At 40.9% G+C, this 18985-nt stretch carries 13 protein-coding genes; 4 read left to right on the forward strand and 9 right to left on the reverse strand.

Translation table 11 applies throughout. The annotated features are described in order from the left end of the window. Both DDZ16_RS15275 and DDZ16_RS15280 read right to left on the reverse strand, forming a co-directional pair. A complete protein-coding gene (locus DDZ16_RS15275; RefSeq protein ID WP_109265358.1) occupies positions 1-471 on the reverse strand; it encodes a QcrA and Rieske domain-containing protein in 471 nt (156 codons plus the stop codon). Between the two features lie 45 nt (positions 472-516). After that, on the reverse strand, positions 517-1791 hold the full coding sequence (locus DDZ16_RS15280; protein ID WP_109265359.1) for a cytochrome b N-terminal domain-containing protein: 1275 nt from the start codon (positions 1789-1791) through the stop codon (positions 517-519). A 251-nt stretch (positions 1792-2042) separates the two neighbouring features. Here DDZ16_RS15280 and DDZ16_RS15290 point away from each other — a divergent pair, with 251 nt between their 5' ends. Then, complete coding sequence (locus DDZ16_RS15290; protein WP_109265361.1) at positions 2043-4067, forward strand: tetratricopeptide repeat-containing sensor histidine kinase; 2025 nt, start codon at positions 2043-2045, stop codon at positions 4065-4067. Positions 4068-4305: 238 nt separating this feature from the next. Here the strand turns inward: DDZ16_RS15290 and DDZ16_RS15295 are convergent, their stop codons facing one another. The 7 genes from DDZ16_RS15295 to DDZ16_RS15325 all read right to left on the reverse strand — a co-directional run bounded on the left by DDZ16_RS15295 (position 4306) and on the right by DDZ16_RS15325 (position 12534). After that, positions 4306-5484: a TolC family protein gene (locus DDZ16_RS15295; RefSeq protein WP_109265362.1), complete on the reverse strand. Its 1179-nt coding sequence runs from the start codon at positions 5482-5484 to the stop codon at positions 4306-4308. Then, the gene (locus tag DDZ16_RS15300; RefSeq protein WP_109265363.1) at positions 5481-8573 is read right to left on the reverse strand and encodes an efflux RND transporter permease subunit; all 3093 of its coding nucleotides are present in this window, start codon (positions 8571-8573) and stop codon (positions 5481-5483) included. The genes DDZ16_RS15295 and DDZ16_RS15300 overlap by 4 nt, the downstream gene beginning before the upstream one ends. A 13-nt stretch (positions 8574-8586) precedes the next feature. After that, entirely contained in the window at positions 8587-10113 is a 1527-nt protein-coding gene (locus DDZ16_RS15305; RefSeq protein ID WP_109265364.1) for an efflux RND transporter periplasmic adaptor subunit, read from the reverse strand. Between the two features lie 175 nt (positions 10114-10288). Next, on the reverse strand, positions 10289-10519 hold the full coding sequence (locus DDZ16_RS15310) for a hypothetical protein (protein WP_109265365.1): 231 nt from the start codon (positions 10517-10519) through the stop codon (positions 10289-10291). 185 nt (positions 10520-10704) lie between these two features. Next, positions 10705-11169 (reverse strand): hypothetical protein, encoded by a 465-nt coding sequence (locus DDZ16_RS15315; RefSeq protein WP_146192247.1) that lies wholly within the window; start codon positions 11167-11169, stop codon positions 10705-10707. A gap of 136 nt (positions 11170-11305) precedes the next feature. Continuing rightward, positions 11306-11464: a DUF1328 family protein gene (locus DDZ16_RS21130; protein ID WP_109265367.1), complete on the reverse strand. Its 159-nt coding sequence runs from the start codon at positions 11462-11464 to the stop codon at positions 11306-11308. Between the two features lie 11 nt (positions 11465-11475). Continuing rightward, on the reverse strand, positions 11476-12534 hold the full coding sequence (locus tag DDZ16_RS15325; protein ID WP_109265368.1) for an AI-2E family transporter: 1059 nt from the start codon (positions 12532-12534) through the stop codon (positions 11476-11478). A 698-nt stretch (positions 12535-13232) separates the two neighbouring features. Between DDZ16_RS15325 and DDZ16_RS15330 the strand changes: the two genes are divergently transcribed. From DDZ16_RS15330 to DDZ16_RS15340, 3 genes are all read left to right on the forward strand, one after another. Then, positions 13233-13805, forward strand: coding sequence for an RNA polymerase sigma factor (locus DDZ16_RS15330; RefSeq protein WP_109265369.1), 573 nt, complete (start codon positions 13233-13235; stop codon positions 13803-13805). Between the two features lie 706 nt (positions 13806-14511). Then, positions 14512-15549 (forward strand): FecR family protein, encoded by a 1038-nt coding sequence (locus DDZ16_RS15335; RefSeq protein ID WP_109265370.1) that lies wholly within the window; start codon positions 14512-14514, stop codon positions 15547-15549. Between the two features lie 84 nt (positions 15550-15633). Next, positions 15634-18966: a TonB-dependent receptor gene (locus tag DDZ16_RS15340; protein WP_109265371.1), complete on the forward strand. Its 3333-nt coding sequence runs from the start codon at positions 15634-15636 to the stop codon at positions 18964-18966. The last annotated feature ends 19 nt before the right edge of the window (positions 18967-18985 follow it).

Below are 18985 nucleotides of genomic sequence, written 5' to 3' on the forward strand. Positions count from 1 at the left end.
TTAAACGTACTTTACTTGTGAGTTGTCGTGCTTATTTCTTCTGACAGGATGGTTGACATCTACCAAAACCCGGTTGTTTTTAAAAACCACAGGGTAATAATCCAGGGCTCTGGTGGCGGGAGGAGACAAGACCTCGCCATTGGTGTTAAAGGCAGATGCATGACATGGGCACTCCAGTCTTTTGTTATTGGCGTTGAATTGAACGGTACATCCCAGATGAGTGCACCTGGAAGATAATGCAAGAAATCCGCCATCAGTTAATCGGTGAAGATAGAATTGCTCTGATCCAAAAGGGTACATCTTTCCTTTTTGGAAGAAAGACACATCACCGGCATCATAAAATTTTTCAATGTCGGCAGCTTCCTTTTGAGGTTTAAAAAGCCTGAACAAAATGTAGACAAACTGCAGGGTTACCAGTGAATACAGAAATCTTTTGAAAAACTTGCGCCTGTTTATTTTTAATTTTTTCATTGCTGATAATCAATTCAAGTGATTCTTTGCCACATTTTTGTGGTATTAAAAAATAAGCTGCATGCCTTCACCCCGCAGTAAGCTTCCTGTTAGCATCATGGTGATGTAGGCAGAAAGAATGATGGTGACAGCACCAATCATCAGTTCTGGGCGATTGGCTTTATGTTTTATTTTAAAGTAATACAAAAAGGCAGTTACAGGTGCCAGGTACAATAATGTTGGAAGCACCCCTGTGCTAATTAAAGACGGCCATTCCGCCAGTCGATTGCTGAAGTCAAAAACGGCATCATTAATAATGGCAAAAGCAAAGGTAAATATGGCTGAGAAAACAGCTGAAGCAATGGTCATTTTTCTGCCTTTTTTTGAATGAAACCAAGCGCCCGGCTCTATTTCCTGATATTTAATGAAAGGAATAGCGATAAAAAAGACTGTTACTGCCAGCGGAATAATAAAAGACCCAAAAACCGGATGCACATGCATCAGTAATTCCTGAAAGCCCATAAAGTACCAGGGAGCTTTGCTGGGGTTGGGACTCACCGTTGGTTTGGCTTTTTCGAGAAGGGGAGCATCTACAAAAATGGAGAACAGTAATAGGGCCATGATGATGATCAGAGCAACAAAAGCTTCTTTATAGGTAAGATGGGGATGAGTGTCGACTTTCTTTGATTTCTCAATTTTGGGAAGCGCTACCCCTCCGGCTTTTCTGACCAACCAAAAATGAATGGCCATGAAAAACACCATCAGCAATGGCAATAAGCCTGTATGAAAATGATAAAATCTGAGCAAGGTAGTTTCACCAACGGTATCTCCATCTCTTATCAAGTCGGCAAGACCTTCGCCGAAAAGAGGAATGTAGCTCAATAAATTGGTCATGATGGTCACAGCCCAGAATGAAAGCTGATCCCAGGGTAAAAGGTAACCGGTGAAATTGGCGCTGACTACCAAAAACATCAGCAAAAGCCCGTAGAGCCAATTCTTGCGTCGCTCATAGAAAAGTGACTGGGAATAAAAAACCCTTACCAGATGAAGAAAAGCCACTACCACAAGAAGCATCGCACTCCAATAGTGCAGGTTGCGAAGCAGGTTTCCGAATATGATGTCATTTTTCAGTGAAAGAATTGAGTCATGAGCCTGTCCGGCTGAAGGAATGTAAACAAACTTAAGCATCATGCCGGTGATGAATAAAATTGTGAACAGAAGGGCGGCTATTCCCCCCAGACCAAATGTCCGGTTAAAGGCAATGGCTCGTTTATCAATCTTAAGGGGGTGAAGGTGTAATATAAATTTTTTTATGGCTTTTTTGGTAGCTGGCTCTCTCATTGGTACAATATTCGATCAAAAATGGAAATCCTTTATGGAAATAGAGGAACCAAATATAGATATTTGGGTGATGAAATGGGGAAGAAGAATCGTTCAAAAGCAATAAAACTGCATAATTTTGAATGTTTTCAAATAATTATAAGCCTTTTTTTTGAAGGATCTTGTGACTTTATTACATATTTATATATTTTCTTTAATCACTTTTACAACAAAACAGATAAATCAACGTACAATTCTTTGAGTATTTTCAATTGAAAAAATTTGAGCTGAATGACCTGTTTCAACTTAAAGGATCTCAGCTTTTGGACATGGGTAAAATAAAATTTAAATATTTCCTGGCTTTTGCATGGGTGTTCTTTGCAAGCGGTTTGTTTGTAGATGCTTATGGGTCAAATAAAGACCCTGGTTCTTCAGCTAATGTGGTAATGAAAGTCCAGGAGTTATCCGATCGTTGTTGGAATAACAGGGAAAAAGATCCGGAATTGGCCATTGATCTTGCCACTGAAGGAATACAATTGGCCAGGGCCCATGAATTAAAGGATGAGTTGGCTCAACTCTACAACTACTCCGGAGTAATTAACCTCCATTATTTGCATAAGCCCCAGTCTTCATTAGTGTTTTTTAACAATGCATTGAATTTGGCACTTCAGACAAAAGATTCAGTCCAAATAGCATATGTCTACAATAATCTGGGAGATGCCTTCTATCTTACAGGGAATGTTGCTTTAGCAGGTGAGTACTCCAAGAAATCACTAGGGATATTTAAAAGACTTGATCATAAAATGGGCATTGCCTATGGTTTGATAAATCTTGGTCAGGTAGGCAGGTTTAATGAGAATTATGCAGCTTCATTGGATTATTTCTTTAGAGCCATACAAATCCGCTCCCATATAGAAGATTCATTAGGTTTCGCTTCGGCCCATCTGGAAGTTGCACAGACTTATCTGGCAATGAATCGAAAGCAAGACGCCATGGATTATTTCCTGAAGAGCTGGAAGTTACATAGGGAGCTGGATAACAAAAGGTATATGGCGCTCTCACTTCAGGGTATTGGGGATGTTTTCTTTCAAACCGGGAAAAATGAGGCTGCTATGGTATACTACCAAAAGGCTTTGAATATTAACATGGAAAGAAACTATCCCACCGGAATAATTCAGTCCCAGGTGGGAATGGCAAGAATTTTTGGGAAAACGGGCTATCCCCAAAAGGGGGAGGCACTTTTGGAAACAGCTTTTCAAGAGGCCGGGAAAAACAAACTTTCCAGGGAACTTATGGAGATTCTTCAGGCTAAAGCCGACTTTTACAGTGATACCCGGGAGTATCAGAAAGCTCTTGAAAGCTATCAGCAATATGTTTCAGTCTATGATTCCATCTATTCGGAGATGCAATATCAAACCATGCAGGAGATTAAGAACAGGTTTAAGTTATCAGAGGATTTGAACCGCATCAATGAGAATCTGAAGAAGGAACACAGGGTGCAGTTCTTTGCCTTTGTTGTAATCTTTTTATTGTTATTGGTTGTCGCTGTGTTTATTGTGTTATTCAGAATAAAGAGAAAACTTAATGCCAGATTACAGGAATCTAACAGAGCCAAGGATCAGATATTCTCCATTGTGTCTCATGATTTAATAAATCCATTTAATGCTTTATTTGGTGCCTCCGATTTGCTTGAACTGGATTTAAAAGAAGGTAATCTTGAAGAGGCAGAAAAAAACAGACGCGTTATTCATCGGACAGTCACAGAAACATTCAAGCTGTTGAATAATATTTTGTATTGGGCAAGGTCTCAGCAAAATAAATTAGTTGTTTCTCCTGTTGAATTTGATTTATCTCAGTTAATAGAAGAAATTCAGTCCTTATCAGAAAACCAGGCCTACTCAAAAAAAATCACAATAGAAACGCATGTGAGTTCACCGCTGTTGGTAAGGGCAGATAAAAATCTGGTTCGCATTGTTCTCAATAATTTTCTGAGCAACGCCATTAAATTTACTCCTGAAAAAGGGATTATTCAGATATTTACTCAGATTGAAGAGGATTACGTAAAAGTATCGGTAAAAGATAATGGTGTTGGTATTGCCAAAGAGAAACTTCCCAAATTATTTCAGGCTTCAGAAATTGACAGTACCACGGGAACCAATCAGGAAGCCGGCACCGGCCTTGGGTTGATGGTCTGCAAGGAGTTTATTGACAGGCAGGGAGGAGAGGTTGGTGCAAGAAGTGTCAAGGGATATGGTTCTGTTTTTTATTTTACTCTTCCAACGAAAGAAAATGAGTAATAGCTTTCCTTAAGTTTGGGAATGCTGAAAAAGTTGATGGGCCAAAATATGCAAGCCAGCCAATCGAAAGAATATTTGAATACTTCGAGGCCTGCTCCGCGAAGTAAATTTTATTTCTGATTAGCGGTCTTAATCTAACCAGGTACAAACGTACAGGAGTCTTCTTATGAAAACCCCTTTCACGTATGCACTCATTAATATGTCTCGAGAATAGATTAGTTAATTAAATTTGCTTTTATCAAGGCTTTCTGAATACTTTCAATTGTGATAGGCCAACAAAATAATCTTTCTCATTTCGAAGAAATGTCATCTTCGAATCGTAAATCATTTCAAGGTCCATCATGTATTCTGCGAAAGAAATATGACCCGATTCCAATAATACTAAACTGGCGGCTGAAGCCTCTTCATTGTCCATTAGCGAGCGCATTTGCAGATAATTGTCCCATGTAGCACGTACTTCATTGTGAAGCTTTCTGAAACGAACCATTGTTTCATATTCTTTTTGCATAAAACGGGCCTTCTCCTGATCAACTTTTAGTTTGGCATACTTTACCTTATTGGTGTTTTGCCACAGTGGTATTGAAATACCTGCATGAAACCCCTGCAGCTTTTGGTCCAGAATGGTTTCCGATTTAAATCCGGCATTAAATGAAGGCCAGCTTTCCAGGCGTCGATGTTTGATTTGTTCCTCAGACTGCTTGATGTTGAGCCGGGCAATTATTAATTCCGGGTGGGTGGCCGTCAATGTATTTAGAATTGAATCCATGTCAGGTAATTGCCATTGAAAAGGATATTCTTTTGGTGTTTCAGGAATGGATTGCATGCCATTCAGTGCTTCCAGTTGATGGCGGGTAATATCTATTTCGGTTTTGGTCTTTCGCCACTCATTCTGAATGGTGATGGCAAAGATCCGTGCTTTATCGTAAACCGGTTTTGACATTTCGCCACCATCAAAGCCTTTTTTTATTAATGCTACCAGTTCCTTTGCATTTTGATTTCTGGTTTTCAGTAAGTTCTCTTTTTTGTGAAGCCATATTAAGTTAAACCATGCTTTTCGTGCGGAGTGAAGTATTTCTCTTTTTCTTTTCTCCACCAAAACTTTTTTTTGTTCATACCCTAATTGCTGTATGGCAGATTTTGAGGTGTAATAGCCCGGTAGCTTAAATGACTGAGAAACTTCAAATTCTTCCTGGTTGCCAATGGCTTCGGGGCTTCCTGTTAGATAGCTGTAACTGACCTCAGGATTGTCGGGATAAATTCCTGTTTTGGCTTTGGTAGCTTCAGCATTCAGCCATTTTTGCAGGGCAATCAACTGCGGATTGTTTTCCTCCAATTCTAGAAGGAAGTCTGTCAGGGCCTGGGAATGCACACTTGCTGAGGCACCAATTAATAGAATTAATAATATAAATTTCTTCATTTTTCGATCTCTTTGTTCTTTTTGATTAGAAAATAGACGGCAGGCACTATAAATACATTCAGCAAGGTAGAACTGAACAATCCCCCAAGGATGACTACTGCCATGGGGCTTTGGATTTCATTGCCGGGTTTGTCTCCGGTTACGGCCAGCGGAATTAATGCCAGTGCTGCCGTTAGTGCTGTCATTAAAATGGGATTTAGCCTATCCAGCGATCCGTTAATGATTGCTTTGTATAGTGGCTCACCATCTTCCAGCAAGTGATTGTAACGCGAAACCAGCAATATGCCATTGCGGGTGGCAATTCCAAACAGAGTGATAAAACCTATAATGGCCGGTATGCTCAGCATTCCTGATGTTGCCCAGATGCTTACCACACCCCCGATGAGTGCAAGAGGCAGATTCAGCAGGATGATGGCAGAAACCGAGAGGTTGCGGAACTCCATGTATAGGAGCAGGAAAATAATGAGAATCGCCATCAATGAGGTGTAAAACAGCATTCCGGATGCCCTTTCTTCACTCTCAAACTGGCCGCCGTATTCAATGAAATAATTCTCGGGTAAATCAATGCTTTCATTGATGACGCTCTGAACATCCATAACCACACCATGCAAATCACGTCCGGCCACGTTGGCAGAAACCACCACTTTTCGTTGTACATCTTCACGGCTGATGGTGTTAGGACCAGACGCAGAGATGATGTCAGCTACTTCTTTCAGGGGAACTTTATTCCCATCATGTGTGTCTATCAGGGTATTCTTAACCGCGTTTATTGATTTCCGGTAGCGATCATTGTAGCGCAAAACCAAATCGAAGCTCATATTGCCTTCATAAACCTCCGATACTTTTTCACCGGCAAATGCCACATCAATAAATTCTGCAAATTCATTCATCGGGATGCCATACTGTTTCAGCATTTCCCGTTTAGGTTTGATTTGCAATTGGGGAATTTCAACCTGCTGTTCCACATTCACATCTACCAGTCCTTCCACATCAGAAATATTGGTTTTTATTTGTTTCGACAGTGAGAACATCTTTTGCAAATCGGTGCCAAAAACTTTTATGGCAAGGTTGGCGCGGGTTCCCGAGAGCATGTGGTCTATGCGGTGAGAAAGAGGCTGACCAATGGTGATGTTGATGCCCCGGACGGTTCCCAGGCGGCTTCTGAGTTCTTCCAGAAAGTCCTCTTTGGAACGGTCATCGAGGGTAAAGGGAACATCCACTTCTGATGAAAATACTCCCTGAGCGTGTTCATCCAGTTCTGCACGTCCGGTACGTCTTACGATGGTGTTGATTTCATCCATTTCCAGCATCTCCTCTTCCAGCATCAGGTTCATCTTGTTGCTTTCTTCCAGCGAAATGCCCGGCTGACTAACCGTACTCAGCGTCAGCATGCCTTCGTTAAATTCGGGGAGAAAACTTCGGCCCAGATTAAACAGAACAAACATGGAACCAATAAACAGCACACCTGCTGAGCCAATCATCCACTTTTTGTAGTTGAGCGAACTTTTTAAGGCTTTGCCGTATCTGCTATTGAGCCAGCGAACCCATCGGCTGCCTGTTTCATGTTTTACCAGCTGTTTTTCGCCGGTTAGCATGTAGCTGCAGAGCACCGGAGTTACAGTGATGGCCACAATCAATGAGGCAAAAAGCGAAACAATGAAAGAAATACCCAATGGTTTGAGCATACGACCTTCCATTCCCGTAAGGAAGAAGAGCGGGATAAAGGCCACGATAATGATTAGTGTCGCATTAAGAATAGAGGCCCGGATTTCTTTGGAAGCACTGAAAATAACAGAGAGCTTTGGTGTCTGCTCCTGTTTTGGCAGCCTGGCATTTTCCTTAAGCCGTTTCAATACATTATCCACATCAATGATGGCATCATCAACCAGCGACCCGATGGCAATGGCCATACCTCCCAACGACATGGTGTTGATGGTCAGTCCCAATAATTCTAATGTAATGACAGAAACCAGTAATGAAAGCGGGATGGCTACCAGTGAAATGACTGTGGTGCGATAGTTCAGCAAAAACAGGAAAAGTACAATGGTTACAAACAGACCGCCCTCCAGCAGGGCACGGGTAACATTGTCTATGGCCCGGTCGATGAAATCGGCCTGGCGGAATACATCGGTTCTGATATTGACATGCTTTGGTAGTGATTCCTGCAGTCCTGCAATGGCTGCATCAATTTTTTCAGTGAGCACCAAAGTGTTGGTATTGGGTTGTTTTAAAACGGTCATTACCACTGCAGGCTCCCCGTTCAAGTACCCCGCACCGATTTTGGGAGAGGAGCTCACCTTTACATCAGCCACATCATTGACCGAAACAGGACTCCCGCCATTTATCTTTACTACTGAATTGCCAATGTCTTCCAAATTGTTGGTGCGAATGACTCCGCGAATCACATATTCATTACCAAAGTCATTCAGGAAGCTTCCGGTGGCATTCTGATTCAAATGATCACAGGCTTCGAAGAGCTCAGAAAACCCCACATCGTAATAGTCCATTTTTTCAGGGTCGGCCTCTACGATGTACTGTTTATAGTCGCCGCCCATCACTACAACCTGAGATACTCCACCGATGGATAGGAGGCGGTTTCTGATTTGCCAGTCTGAGATGGTTCTAAGCTCCATGGGAGAGATTGAATCCGATGAAACAGTCAGCACCATGATCTCTCCGATGATTGATGACTGAGGGGCCAGGGTGGGATTGCCAGCATTTTCGGGCAGTCGTTCGGCAACTGTAGCCAGTTTCTCACTGACTATCTGCCGGGCCCTGAAGATATCTGTATCCCATTCAAAATCGACCCAAATGATGGAAATGCCGGTTGCCGAGGATGAACGTACTCTTCGGACATTGGTGGAACCATTGACGCTGGTTTCGATGGGGAAGGTTACCAGCCGTTCCACTTCTTCTGCTGCCATTCCGTGGGCTTCTGTCAATACTACTACAGAAGGTGCCGTGAGGTCGGGGAATACGTCCACATCCATCTGCGTGGCCACATAGCTTCCGCCAACCAATAGTATGAAGGCCGAAAACAGCACCAGAAGACGATTCTTTAATGAGTAGTCAATTATTTTATTGAGCATGTGTTTCGGTATTTTAATGTGTGTGACCATGTAGCGGCAACTCGCCAGCCATAGAGGCCAACTTAATTTGGTAAGCTCCCTGGGTTACAACCCTCTCACCGGACTTTAATCCTTCCTTAATTTCTGCGCGTATGCCATCGTTATTGGCAATGGTTATTTCACGCTTTACAAAAGATTCGCCGCCTGTCTGTACAAATACATAATATTGTCCCTGCTCTTCGAGAATTGCGGAAAGGGGGACTACAAGGGCATTGTCTTTAGAGCCCGTTTTGAGATAAGCCTCCAAAAACATTCCGGGCATTAGGTCGCCATTGTTTTTGCCGGAAAAGATGACCGGAATCCGGGTATTGTTTTTCTTTACAAATGGGTTCTTACCAATCACCTTCCCTTGAATGTCTTTTAATGTTACCGGCTTTCCCTTCTCTGGAATAGAAAAATGGGCATCAAATATTTCGGGAACTTTTTTGTAATCGGATTGATTGACGTAAGTTTCGATCAGTATTTGAGATGAGCTGGTAATGCTTAAAATGGGAGTTCCGTTTTTTACGAAATTTCCATTGTTAACTTTTACATTACTTACAAACCCGGAGTGCGGAGCTGTTATTTTTAGTCCGTCTTGGGTGATTAGCTTTGTCATTTGATAATAATGAAGGGAGTCCTGTTGGTAACGGGCCTTTACTTCCAGAAAGTCTTTCTGCGAAACGACCTGGTCATCTGCCAGTGGTTTTGTCCGGAGGTAATCGGACTTGCTTTTGTCAAAAGCGATTTGGCTCTCTTTAAGTTTGCGCGACAGGTTATTTTCAATTCCGGCACCACTGATAACCGCCAGTAAATCACCTTTCGAAATGTTCTCGCCTAAAGCGGCCATGAGGTTTGCAGTTCCTTCAGCCTGGGCATTCACCGTTGTTTCGGCCTGAGGTTGACTTTTTACCTTTCCGGAAGTCCGTATTACCGAATAAAAAGGCTGGCGGTTAACCACCTCCGTGGCAAATTGAGTTTTCCAGGCCTGTTCTTTCAGGAAAGAAACGGCTTCGCTTTTCTCTTCCGGTTCAACGGCATGGGCTGGCTCGTCCGCATTAGCATACACCTGGATGTCGGGAATCTCGAATATGACGTTTCCTGATGGGCTGCTTAGCTCCAAAAGCATTTTGTACGTACCAGTCTCTTTGGGTTGAAGGACCGGACGAAATATGCCTGGTGATGCAGGTGATTCCACGCTATTGCGCAAGCCTTTGGTTCCTTTGATGATGCTTACCGTAACAGTTCCCTCTTTAACTGGTTTGTAATTATCGAGTTTGGTAAAATGTGCTGCAAAAGCACTTGTCTCACCTGCAACCAATGCAGGAAATTCAACGAACAGCTCATAATTATTTGAAAATAAGGTGTGGCTAATCGTTCCGGCCCCATGGGCGTGGTCATCGTGTTGCTCTTCCTGTTCACCCACCATGTCATGGGAGTGCCCACCTGTGCTATTGCTTGCGTTACACGAAATGAGGAGTGCAAAAAATAAAATGATCGGAATATATTTCAATGTTTTCATCTTTTGAAGGCTTTATTTTAAAAGATGAGGGTGTCAAAAAAGTCACATATTAAAGATGGTAAATACAATGCTTGTCGATGCAAGCATTGTATTTTAATTGGTTACGCAATGTTTACGGAGCCCCTCACGAAGGGGCACAGATAAAAATGGACTTTTTAAACAGCCTCAACTGGTTTTAATGTTCATGACCGTGTTCGTCGTGATCGTGGTCATGTTGGTCTTCCATTTCAGAAGTATTTGTGCTGTCACCAACAACAAATTCTTCTTGTTCAACGTGCTCGTGCTCGTGAGTTTCTGCGCCATGGTCGTGCCCATGATCATCTGATTTTTGTGATCCTGTTGCGCACGAAGCAGCCATGAAAGCCATGTAAACAGAGAACACCAAAAGATACATGAATCGCTTCATAATAAAATTGGTTTTACCCCCATCGGAGACAGGGCAAGTTTAAAAAAAGATATATTGAAAAATTGTCCTTTAGCAGGCAGATAGCAAATACACTGGAACTGCAATGTCAGGAATCGTCAGGTTCCTTCTATTCTTGTTCCTTATGAGTAATGGGAAAGCGCTGCTGGACCTTATTGAAAGAAATATCAGGTAAAAAAGGGAGGTGCCCGCAGGCCTATGACCCCGGGGATGAAAATTGAGAAAAGAGGAATCGTATGATTCCAAAATTTAATTTGTTTATGTTCGGGTGGATCCGGATTTAATGGGGATAAATTGCCGAATAATTCAACGGCCAGAAGCGAAAGATTCTGAGAAGTTGGATGACTGTTTTCGACCCTTGCAAAATCATAATCATCGAAGGTGGTGGGGTGGAAATGCAGCGGAAAGTTTTGAGGTTGCTCAGATTCAGAGTCATTAGAGCTGTCATTAGAGTGAGATTCTTCATGTTCATGATGAGAGTCCCCTGCATGATGAGCATGTTTTCCGGAATGGCTGTGAACCGAAAAATCTTCATTCACTTCAACTTCATGATGATGATGTGGCACCATCTCATGAAGGAGAACTGTCAGAAAGGACAGCAAAAGTGTTATGGAAATGATTTTTTGTTTCACAGTAGCAAATATAAGCAAATCAAACAACTTATGAAATTGGGGTTACTTATTCCCAATAGAAGACAAAGGAGGCTTGTCTGAATTCGTTTCTGTCAAGATGCCAGTCCTGTTTTATGTCTTTAAGACGAGGAATGCATCAAACTAAAAGATGAATTATAAGCGTAATGATAAAAATGATTGCAAAAATATAAAAGAGGATTTTGGCTATGGCAGCAAAACCTCTGGCTATTTTCGTAAAGCCCAGCAGGGCAAAAAGTATAGCCGCAAATACTGAAATAAGAATCCATCCAAGCATATCTGTTTTTTTTAGTTGGTTATACGTCCTTGATCTTTGTTGTTTTGTCCGAGAAGGAACCCGATAGGCTCCAGTCCGGGAGTGTTGTTTGAAATAATCTTGATCATGGCAAATAGGGGCACGAAAAGAATCATCCCGGCTATTCCCCATACCATGCCACCTATAATTATGGCCACAATTACAACTAGCGGATTCAGCTTTACTTCACGTCCTATTATCCAGGGTTCAAATACATAACTTTCAATTAGCTGTTCTATCATAATTATAATCGAGAAAATTACTGCCTTTGGCAGGCTGTCAAAAAAGATAAAAGAGAATATGATGGGAATCAATCCACTGATTAACGGGCCTAAGTATGGAATAATGGTAATGAGGGCACCGAAAATTGTGATCAGCAAAGCATAGGGTAAATCGAAAATGATAAATGTTGTATAATACATTATTCCCAGTAAACTCATTACTTTGGCGCGTCCCCACAGATAGTGATATACCACTTTATTCAGGCGATCAGTGATCTCCTTTACCTTGTTTTTGCTCTTATCAGGAGTGTACATCATAATAAAGCCATCTATCCGGTCCTGGTAAAGCAACAATAAGAACACATAAATCAGAATTATAAGCAGACCACTAAGGGCGCTTACTACTCCGTTAATAAGATTGGTTGCCATGGACTCCACACGATCCAGAATTTGATTGGATCTTCCTATCCAAAAGTCTTTCTGCTGTTCTTCCGATATGTTGGCTATTGAAGATATTTTCTCTTGAATGCTGTCTATTAGGGTTTTTGCCTGATCTTTTACTGATCCTATATCTGAAACAAATTGATTGGCCTGAAAAACAAATAATAGCAGTACCCCTCCAAGTATAATAAAAACAACAAGCGCGCTGGTTAATGCGGCGCTAAGTCTGTTAAATTTTAAAGACTCCAGTAATTTGCAAAAAGGCTTCATCAGAGAAGCAAGAAATGCTCCAAATAAAAAGGGGATAAAAAAAGACGATCCAAAATATAATAAAGCGAAGCCTGCCAGTATGAAAATAAGTACTTTATTGATTCTAGTAAGGTTATTCATTGATAATGGCTGTTTTGAAAATATATGGGTTTTGTTTTTACTGTTCCATTAACCAAAAAACTTAAGTATAAAGGGTACAATGGTTTGATATAAATTCGAAATACCCCACTGGTAAAGTAACTTGTGACAGCCAAACTTGTTTTCTGAAAGGAGGGGTAATTGTTTTAATCCCCAATTTATTTTATTTTCATTGAAAAAGCAATAAAGTAATGCTTGAGTGAGGTTGCCAGAATCAGAGATTCGAAGTAATTGATAATATATGAATGTATGTCTTGTTTAGTGTGTTGATTATCAGTTTGTAAATTGTCGGTTCCGGAGCTTCCCATTATAAAATATTCCGGGATTTAACGATCTTGTGAATCGGTCTTTGATCAAATGACAATGGCAAGGTCTCTTTACAGTAACTTTTTGTACAAAGGTCTTGCGTAGATTGTTAGAAATCAAAAATATCTTTGAAAGTGTATTAAAACTTAATTGGACAGATGTCAGCACTTGAGCGTGTTGGGTTTGTTTTGAAAATGACATTCAATTTTTTCGTGTTATTTTTTACTTAATCACAGAAAAAATATGCGCTAAACTGGGTTAGGGGAGTATAATAAATTGTCAAAACCCTAAAAAATGTTAATATTGCAAGACGGGAATCGTTTAATGTTGTCCTTAATCCTCAGAAATTGATCAAAGACCAACTATGTCATGCCATGGAAAACCAAAAATTGTGCGAAGGTTTAAGAAAAGGAGATAAAAGCGTTTTGGATGAGGTATATGCTCTTTATCATGAAAAAATATTTGCATTTGCACTTTCCTATCTTAAAAATCAGGACGATGCCTACGATATTGTTCAGGAAGTCTTTATTAATATATGGAACCACCGCGCCGGGCTTAAAAAAGATGCCCGCATAGAACCTTTAATTTACACGGCCACGAAAAATGCCGTGATTTCTTTTTTTCGCAAAAAATCCACAGAGAAAAAATATCTTGAATATTTGGGCAATGCTACTGTCTCCAATAACCTTGGAGCAGAGGAATTAACCGATTTTGGCTTTCTGGAAGAGGAATATAAAACTCTCATTGATCAGCTGCCTGTGAAACGGAAAGAGGTTTTTATATTGAGTCGTCAAAAGGGATTAACCAATAAAGAAATAGCTCAACAGTTAGGGATTTCAGAAAAAACGGTTGAAAACCAATTAACCAAAGCGCTTGCTTTTTTTAAGGACAAATTTGGTTCCGGAGGCTTTCTGGGGCTGTTGTTCTTTCATTTGTTTGTTTCTTAAGGATAAAAAGCTTAAACGCGGAGACCCCAAGACGCAAAGTTATATTGAAAACAACTCCAAGTTACAACAATTTGTCCTCTGTGTTACCCTGTGCCCTCTGTGGTTTTTACAGACGAACCGGCGATGCCGGTTTTTTTTATTTAACCACAGAGGAACGTGGAGGAGCACAGAGAGGGGGTATAAATGCCTCCCACTCCCTCTCGTTTGCAACAAGTGGGTTTAGGGTTCTCGTCTCGGACGAGTATTTTTTGATACAGCTCCATTTTTTCCTGGTAACCTCACTCTCTATTACTTGTGACCGGGAATAAATCCAAGTTACAATAGTTTACCCTCGGTGTTACCCGGTGTCCTCTGTGGTTTTTACAGACAGACCGGCAAGGCCGGTTCATTTATTCAACCACAGTGTACACTAAGTGACAAGGAGAGGAAGCTGTCTAAAAAACGTATTAGATTTATTTTAACTTTTTCACAAAAAAAGAGTGCTAAACACGCAGATCTGGCAGATCTAAGCGGATATTATCTGCGAAAACCATTTTTATCTGGGTCATCTGCGTTCTGTTAATTTTTAATTGAAAGCTCACATTAAAAAAAAATCATCCTCTTTTTCCCTGAAAGTCACTCTGATGTAAAAAAATGTCAAAAATAATTTATTAGTGCGTAGGGGATCCCGATCTTTACAGCGTAGTAGTTAATAGAAGGCAATAAAATGAAAGAAATTTTAAGAAAATATATTAAAGGCGAATGTACAGCCGCCGAATTTAAAGAGGCTGTAAAAGCACTGGCAGGTTTTTCCGGACAGGGAGAGCTCAATGATTTTATGCATAAGCATTGGAGAGATATTCAAACTGAAGGTTTTTCAGGGGATAAAAACCGGTTTTCAAGAGTGCTGGATCAAATTCATCATCGCATAAATATTGAAGGTCCGGGACCTTCGCTGACTCGTCGTTTATATGCAGGTTTTGCGAAGGTTGCTGCAATTTTGATATTACCATTAATGATTGTTGCAGGGCTTTTCTTCTCAGAATATATAGGAGAGAAGTCAATAGCCATGACAACCATGTCTGCCCCTCCCGGAATTCAGAGTATTGTGGATTTGCCCGATGGCAGTAAGGTTTGGTTAAACTCTGAAAGTGAGATAACCTTTCCTTCCTCATTTCAAGGTGTTGAAAAAAGGGAGGTTCAGTTAAAGGGCGAAGGTTATTTTGTGGTGGCCTCAAACAAAACAAAACCTTTCATTGTGTCTACCGAAACAGGTCTGGGGGTTCAGGTTACCGGAACCGAATATAATGTTTCTGCCTATTCCAACGATCCGGATGTTTCAGTTACATTGGTTGAAGGAAGTGTGCAAATACTGGACATAAAAAGTGATGAGCAAAAAGTTGTATCTGAGTTAAAACCAGGGCAGGTGGCCAGGTTGGAAAAAAAATCAGGTGCTTTCAATATCTCCGGGGTAGAGAACCTGGCACCTTATATCAGCTGGAAAGAAGGAAAACTGGTATTTATCAACGAACCTTTAACTTCTGTATTACGACAGATGGAACGCAAATACAACGTGAAATATCAGGTTGAAGATGAGGTCTTGCTCGACTATCGAATTACCGGAACATTTTTGAATGAGACTCTGGATGAGTTCCTAAAACTTATAGCTACATCTTCTCCCATAGAATATGAAGTGTGCAGACCAGAGAAAGGAACAGATAACATCTTTGAAAAACGGGTGGTGAAACTCACCAGTAAAAAATAAAACAGGAAAGTGTTGCAGCACTTTCCTGTAATTAGTACCTGTTTGCAGACAGGTAAATGTTTAATAGTAAAACAGTTCAAATTTATGAAAAATTATCGTGAATGGCGAAGAAACTTTGCAGGGTTTCTGCCGCGAAAACTAATGTTGATTATGAGGTTAACAATTGGTTTAGTTTTATTGGTGAGCTTTCAGGCTATAGCTTCTGGTTCCTATGCTCAGGATGCCAGGGTGAGCCTTAAAATGAAAAATGCTCGTGTGAAAGAGGTTTTGCAGGAGATCGAAAAGTCTTCTGAATTTTTCTTTGTTTACAACAATCGCTTGATTGATGTTGAGAAAGAGGTGGATGTTGAGGCAAACAGTGAGGAGATCCGTGTTATTCTGGATCAAATCTTTAACGAAGAAGCAGTCTCTTATACGGTCATGGGTAAGCAGATCGTTTTGTCTCCTTCGGAAATGGTGATTGGGAATTTGCCGGGAGTACCCCAGGAAAAGAGAGTATCCGGGACGGTAAAAGATCAAAAGGGAGAGCCTATCCCGGGTGTAACTGTAATGGTAGAAGGAACAACCAATGGAACTATTACCGGATCGGATGGGAATTTTTCCCTGGATGTGAGTGAAGCTGCCAATGAGTTGGTGTTTTCTTTTATTGGTATGGAACCCCGAAAAATAGAGATTGGGAATAAAGATTTCTTTAATGTAGTAATGAAGCAGCAGATTCTGGACCTTGATGAAGTTGTAGTTGTGGGATATGGCACCAAGAAAAAAGCCAATTTAACAGGTTCTGTTGCCACAGTCGATGGTGAGGAATTGACAAAAAGAACAGTGCCGGATACCAGGCTTGCACTCCAGGGAGCCACTAGTGGCGTTACTGTCATTGATAGAGGGGGGGCACCTGGATCTGAAGATGTATCCATCAAGATTCGCGGAAATACATCCCTCTCGGCGGGAAGTAATCCTTTGGTTTTGGTCGATGGTATTGAGATGCCCATAAGTGAGGTGAACCCTGCGGATATAGAGAGTATGTCTATCCTGAAAGATGCTGCTTCCTCTGCCATTTATGGTGCTCGTGCAGCAAATGGAGTGGTTTTAATTACAACAAAGCGTGGAAAAGAGGGAGCGTTTACAGTCAATTATGATGGTCACATGGGGTGGCAGACTCCGGCAACGCTTCCCGAATTGGTTGGAGCCGGTGATTACCTGAATCTTGTTAATGAAGCTCTTGAAAATGCAGGACAGAATCCTAAATATTCTGAGGAATATATTCAAAATACTGTTGCAGGGAATGATCCAATTAAGTATCCGTATACTAATTTATTTGAGGAATTGTTCAATACAGCACCAATGCAAAAACATTCTTTGAGAATTAGTGGGGGTAAGGAAAATGCAAATATAGCGTTTTCGGTTAATTATCTTGACCAGGATGGAATGATGAAGAATGTCAATAGTAAACGGTATGGGATGAGGTTGAACACAGATCTTTCGGCAAATGAGAATTTGAATTTTCGGGCTGATATTAGTTTTAACCGCCGGGATAACAAACGGCCTTCTCGTTTGGGAGACGCCATTTCTGACATTGTAGGTTCTTCACCAGTACTAGTCCCCAAATATCCCAGCGGTCTGTATGGCTTGAATAAAGACAATAATAGTGCTTTGGCAGATCTTGAAGTTGGGGGGAGTTATGAAGATCAGTATGAAACGCTTAATATCAAGACAGGGGCTGACTTTGAAATTACTCCAGGACTTAAGCTGACTTCAGATTTTTCCTATAAAAGTATAAACAACCGGAACTATACATTTAGAGCAGAATATAAATTTTATGATCCTTTTGATGAGGACAGGCTGGTGACTGAGTGGTACCCGAGTGATCTGGATGATAGCCGTTGGATGACCCGCGAAACTAATTTTAAAATGCTATTGGATTATGATAAATCATTTGAAGGTCACAATGTCCATGTTTTGGGTGGTTATGAGGCCATCGAGTCCAATTCATATTATTTGTGGGGGTCGCGCAAAAATATTTACAGCAATGACTATGCAGAGTTGAATACAGGTGATGCCGAGACCAAGGATAATAGTGGATATCGCGAAGATTGGGCCTTACTTTCTTACTTTGGCAGGTTTAATTACAACTTTAAGCAGAAGTATTTACTTGAAGCCAATTTCAGGTATGATGGTTCCTCCCGGTTTGCTAAGGGAAATAAATGGGGGTTTTTCCCTTCTTTTTCTGCTGCCTGGCGTGTCTCGAAGGAAGGATTTATGAATGAACTGAGTTTTGTGGATAATCTGAAATTCAGAGCTTCCTGGGGACAGTTAGGTAATCAAAATATTGGGCTTTACAGGTTTACCTCTCCTGTTTTTTCGGGATATGACTACAGTTTCAATGATAAGGAGGTAAGTGGATATTCTCAGTGGTATTATGCCAATACTGATGTTACCTGGGAAACTACCGAAATTACAGATATTGGATTTGACTTGACTTTATGGAATGGAAAATTTGATTTGGTTGCCGATTACTTTATTAAAGACACCAAGGATGTTTTGATGACACTCCCCATTTCCAATATGGTAGGTCTTGAAGCTTCAGAATCCAACGCAGGTCAGATTCGCAATGAAGGCTGGGAAATAAGTGTTTCGCACAGAAATAAAATTGGGGAATTTGATTATTCTGTTGGTTTCAATATGTCTGATATTCAAAATGAAGTAATCAGCTTGTCGGGAAAAGAAGCATCTATCAGTGGATGGACGATTTTAAAAGAAGGAGAGCCAGCATGGGCATTGTATGGCTATAAATCTGACGGGCTTTTCCAATCTGAGGATGAAATAAACAATCATCCGACTCAACCTAATCAGTCCGATCTGAAGCCTGGAGATATTAAGTTAGTTGATTTAAACGAGGATGGTGAGATTAATGATGAAGACAGAATCATTATAGGTAATACTCTTCCCCGCTATACTTTTGGAGGCGATCTCTATGCTGCCTACAAAGGATTTGATCTGAGTGCCACATTTCAGGGTGTTCTCAAGGCTGAAAACTATTTTTACGGAGCACCCAATGAAGGACCGAATTTTGAAATTTTCACCACTACACGTGCCCTGGATAGATGGACTCCTGAAAATCCGAATGCATCTTTCCCTCGCTTAGAGGCTGCATCCAATAAAAATAATTTTCTGTATAATGATTTCTGGGTAAGAGATGCTTCTTATATCCGCATGAAAAACCTTCAGATAGGTTATACACTGCCCGGTTCCATTCTTGAAAAGATTAAAGTGGATCGTTTGAGGCTATACCTCGGAGGTACTAATTTATTTACCATTACTGATGTTGAGTCGGGACTGGACCCGGAAACATACCAGGGACGCCCCAGCTATTATCCTCCGGTTTCAACCTATATTTTAGGTATGCAAATCAATTTTTAAGCTATAAACACGATAAATT

Origin of the sequence: Marinilabilia rubra (assembly GCF_003121985.1) — a bacterium.
Taxonomy (GTDB): domain Bacteria; phylum Bacteroidota; class Bacteroidia; order Bacteroidales; family Marinilabiliaceae; genus Marinilabilia; species Marinilabilia rubra.

Excerpts from the sequence above, each read along its gene's own strand:
- DDZ16_RS15275 (WP_109265358.1), bottom strand. The coding sequence starts at position 471 with ATGAAAAAATTAAAAATAAACAGGCGCAAGTTTTTCAAAAGATTTCTG.
- DDZ16_RS15280 (WP_109265359.1), bottom strand. The coding sequence starts at position 1,791 with ATGAGAGAGCCAGCTACCAAAAAAGCCATAAAAAAATTTATATTACAC.
- DDZ16_RS15295 (WP_109265362.1), bottom strand. The coding sequence starts at position 5,484 with ATGAAGAAATTTATATTATTAATTCTATTAATTGGTGCCTCAGCAAGT.
- DDZ16_RS15300 (WP_109265363.1), bottom strand. The coding sequence starts at position 8,573 with ATGCTCAATAAAATAATTGACTACTCATTAAAGAATCGTCTTCTGGTG.
- DDZ16_RS15305 (WP_109265364.1), bottom strand. The coding sequence starts at position 10,113 with ATGAAAACATTGAAATATATTCCGATCATTTTATTTTTTGCACTCCTC.
- DDZ16_RS15310 (WP_109265365.1), bottom strand. The coding sequence starts at position 10,519 with ATGAAGCGATTCATGTATCTTTTGGTGTTCTCTGTTTACATGGCTTTC.
- DDZ16_RS21130 (WP_109265367.1), bottom strand. The coding sequence starts at position 11,464 with ATGCTTGGATGGATTCTTATTTCAGTATTTGCGGCTATACTTTTTGCC.
- DDZ16_RS15325 (WP_109265368.1), bottom strand. The coding sequence starts at position 12,534 with ATGAATAACCTTACTAGAATCAATAAAGTACTTATTTTCATACTGGCA.
- DDZ16_RS15330 (WP_109265369.1), top strand. The coding sequence starts at position 13,233 with ATGGAAAACCAAAAATTGTGCGAAGGTTTAAGAAAAGGAGATAAAAGC.
- DDZ16_RS15335 (WP_109265370.1), top strand. The coding sequence starts at position 14,512 with ATGAAAGAAATTTTAAGAAAATATATTAAAGGCGAATGTACAGCCGCC.
- DDZ16_RS15340 (WP_109265371.1), top strand. The coding sequence starts at position 15,634 with ATGAAAAATTATCGTGAATGGCGAAGAAACTTTGCAGGGTTTCTGCCG.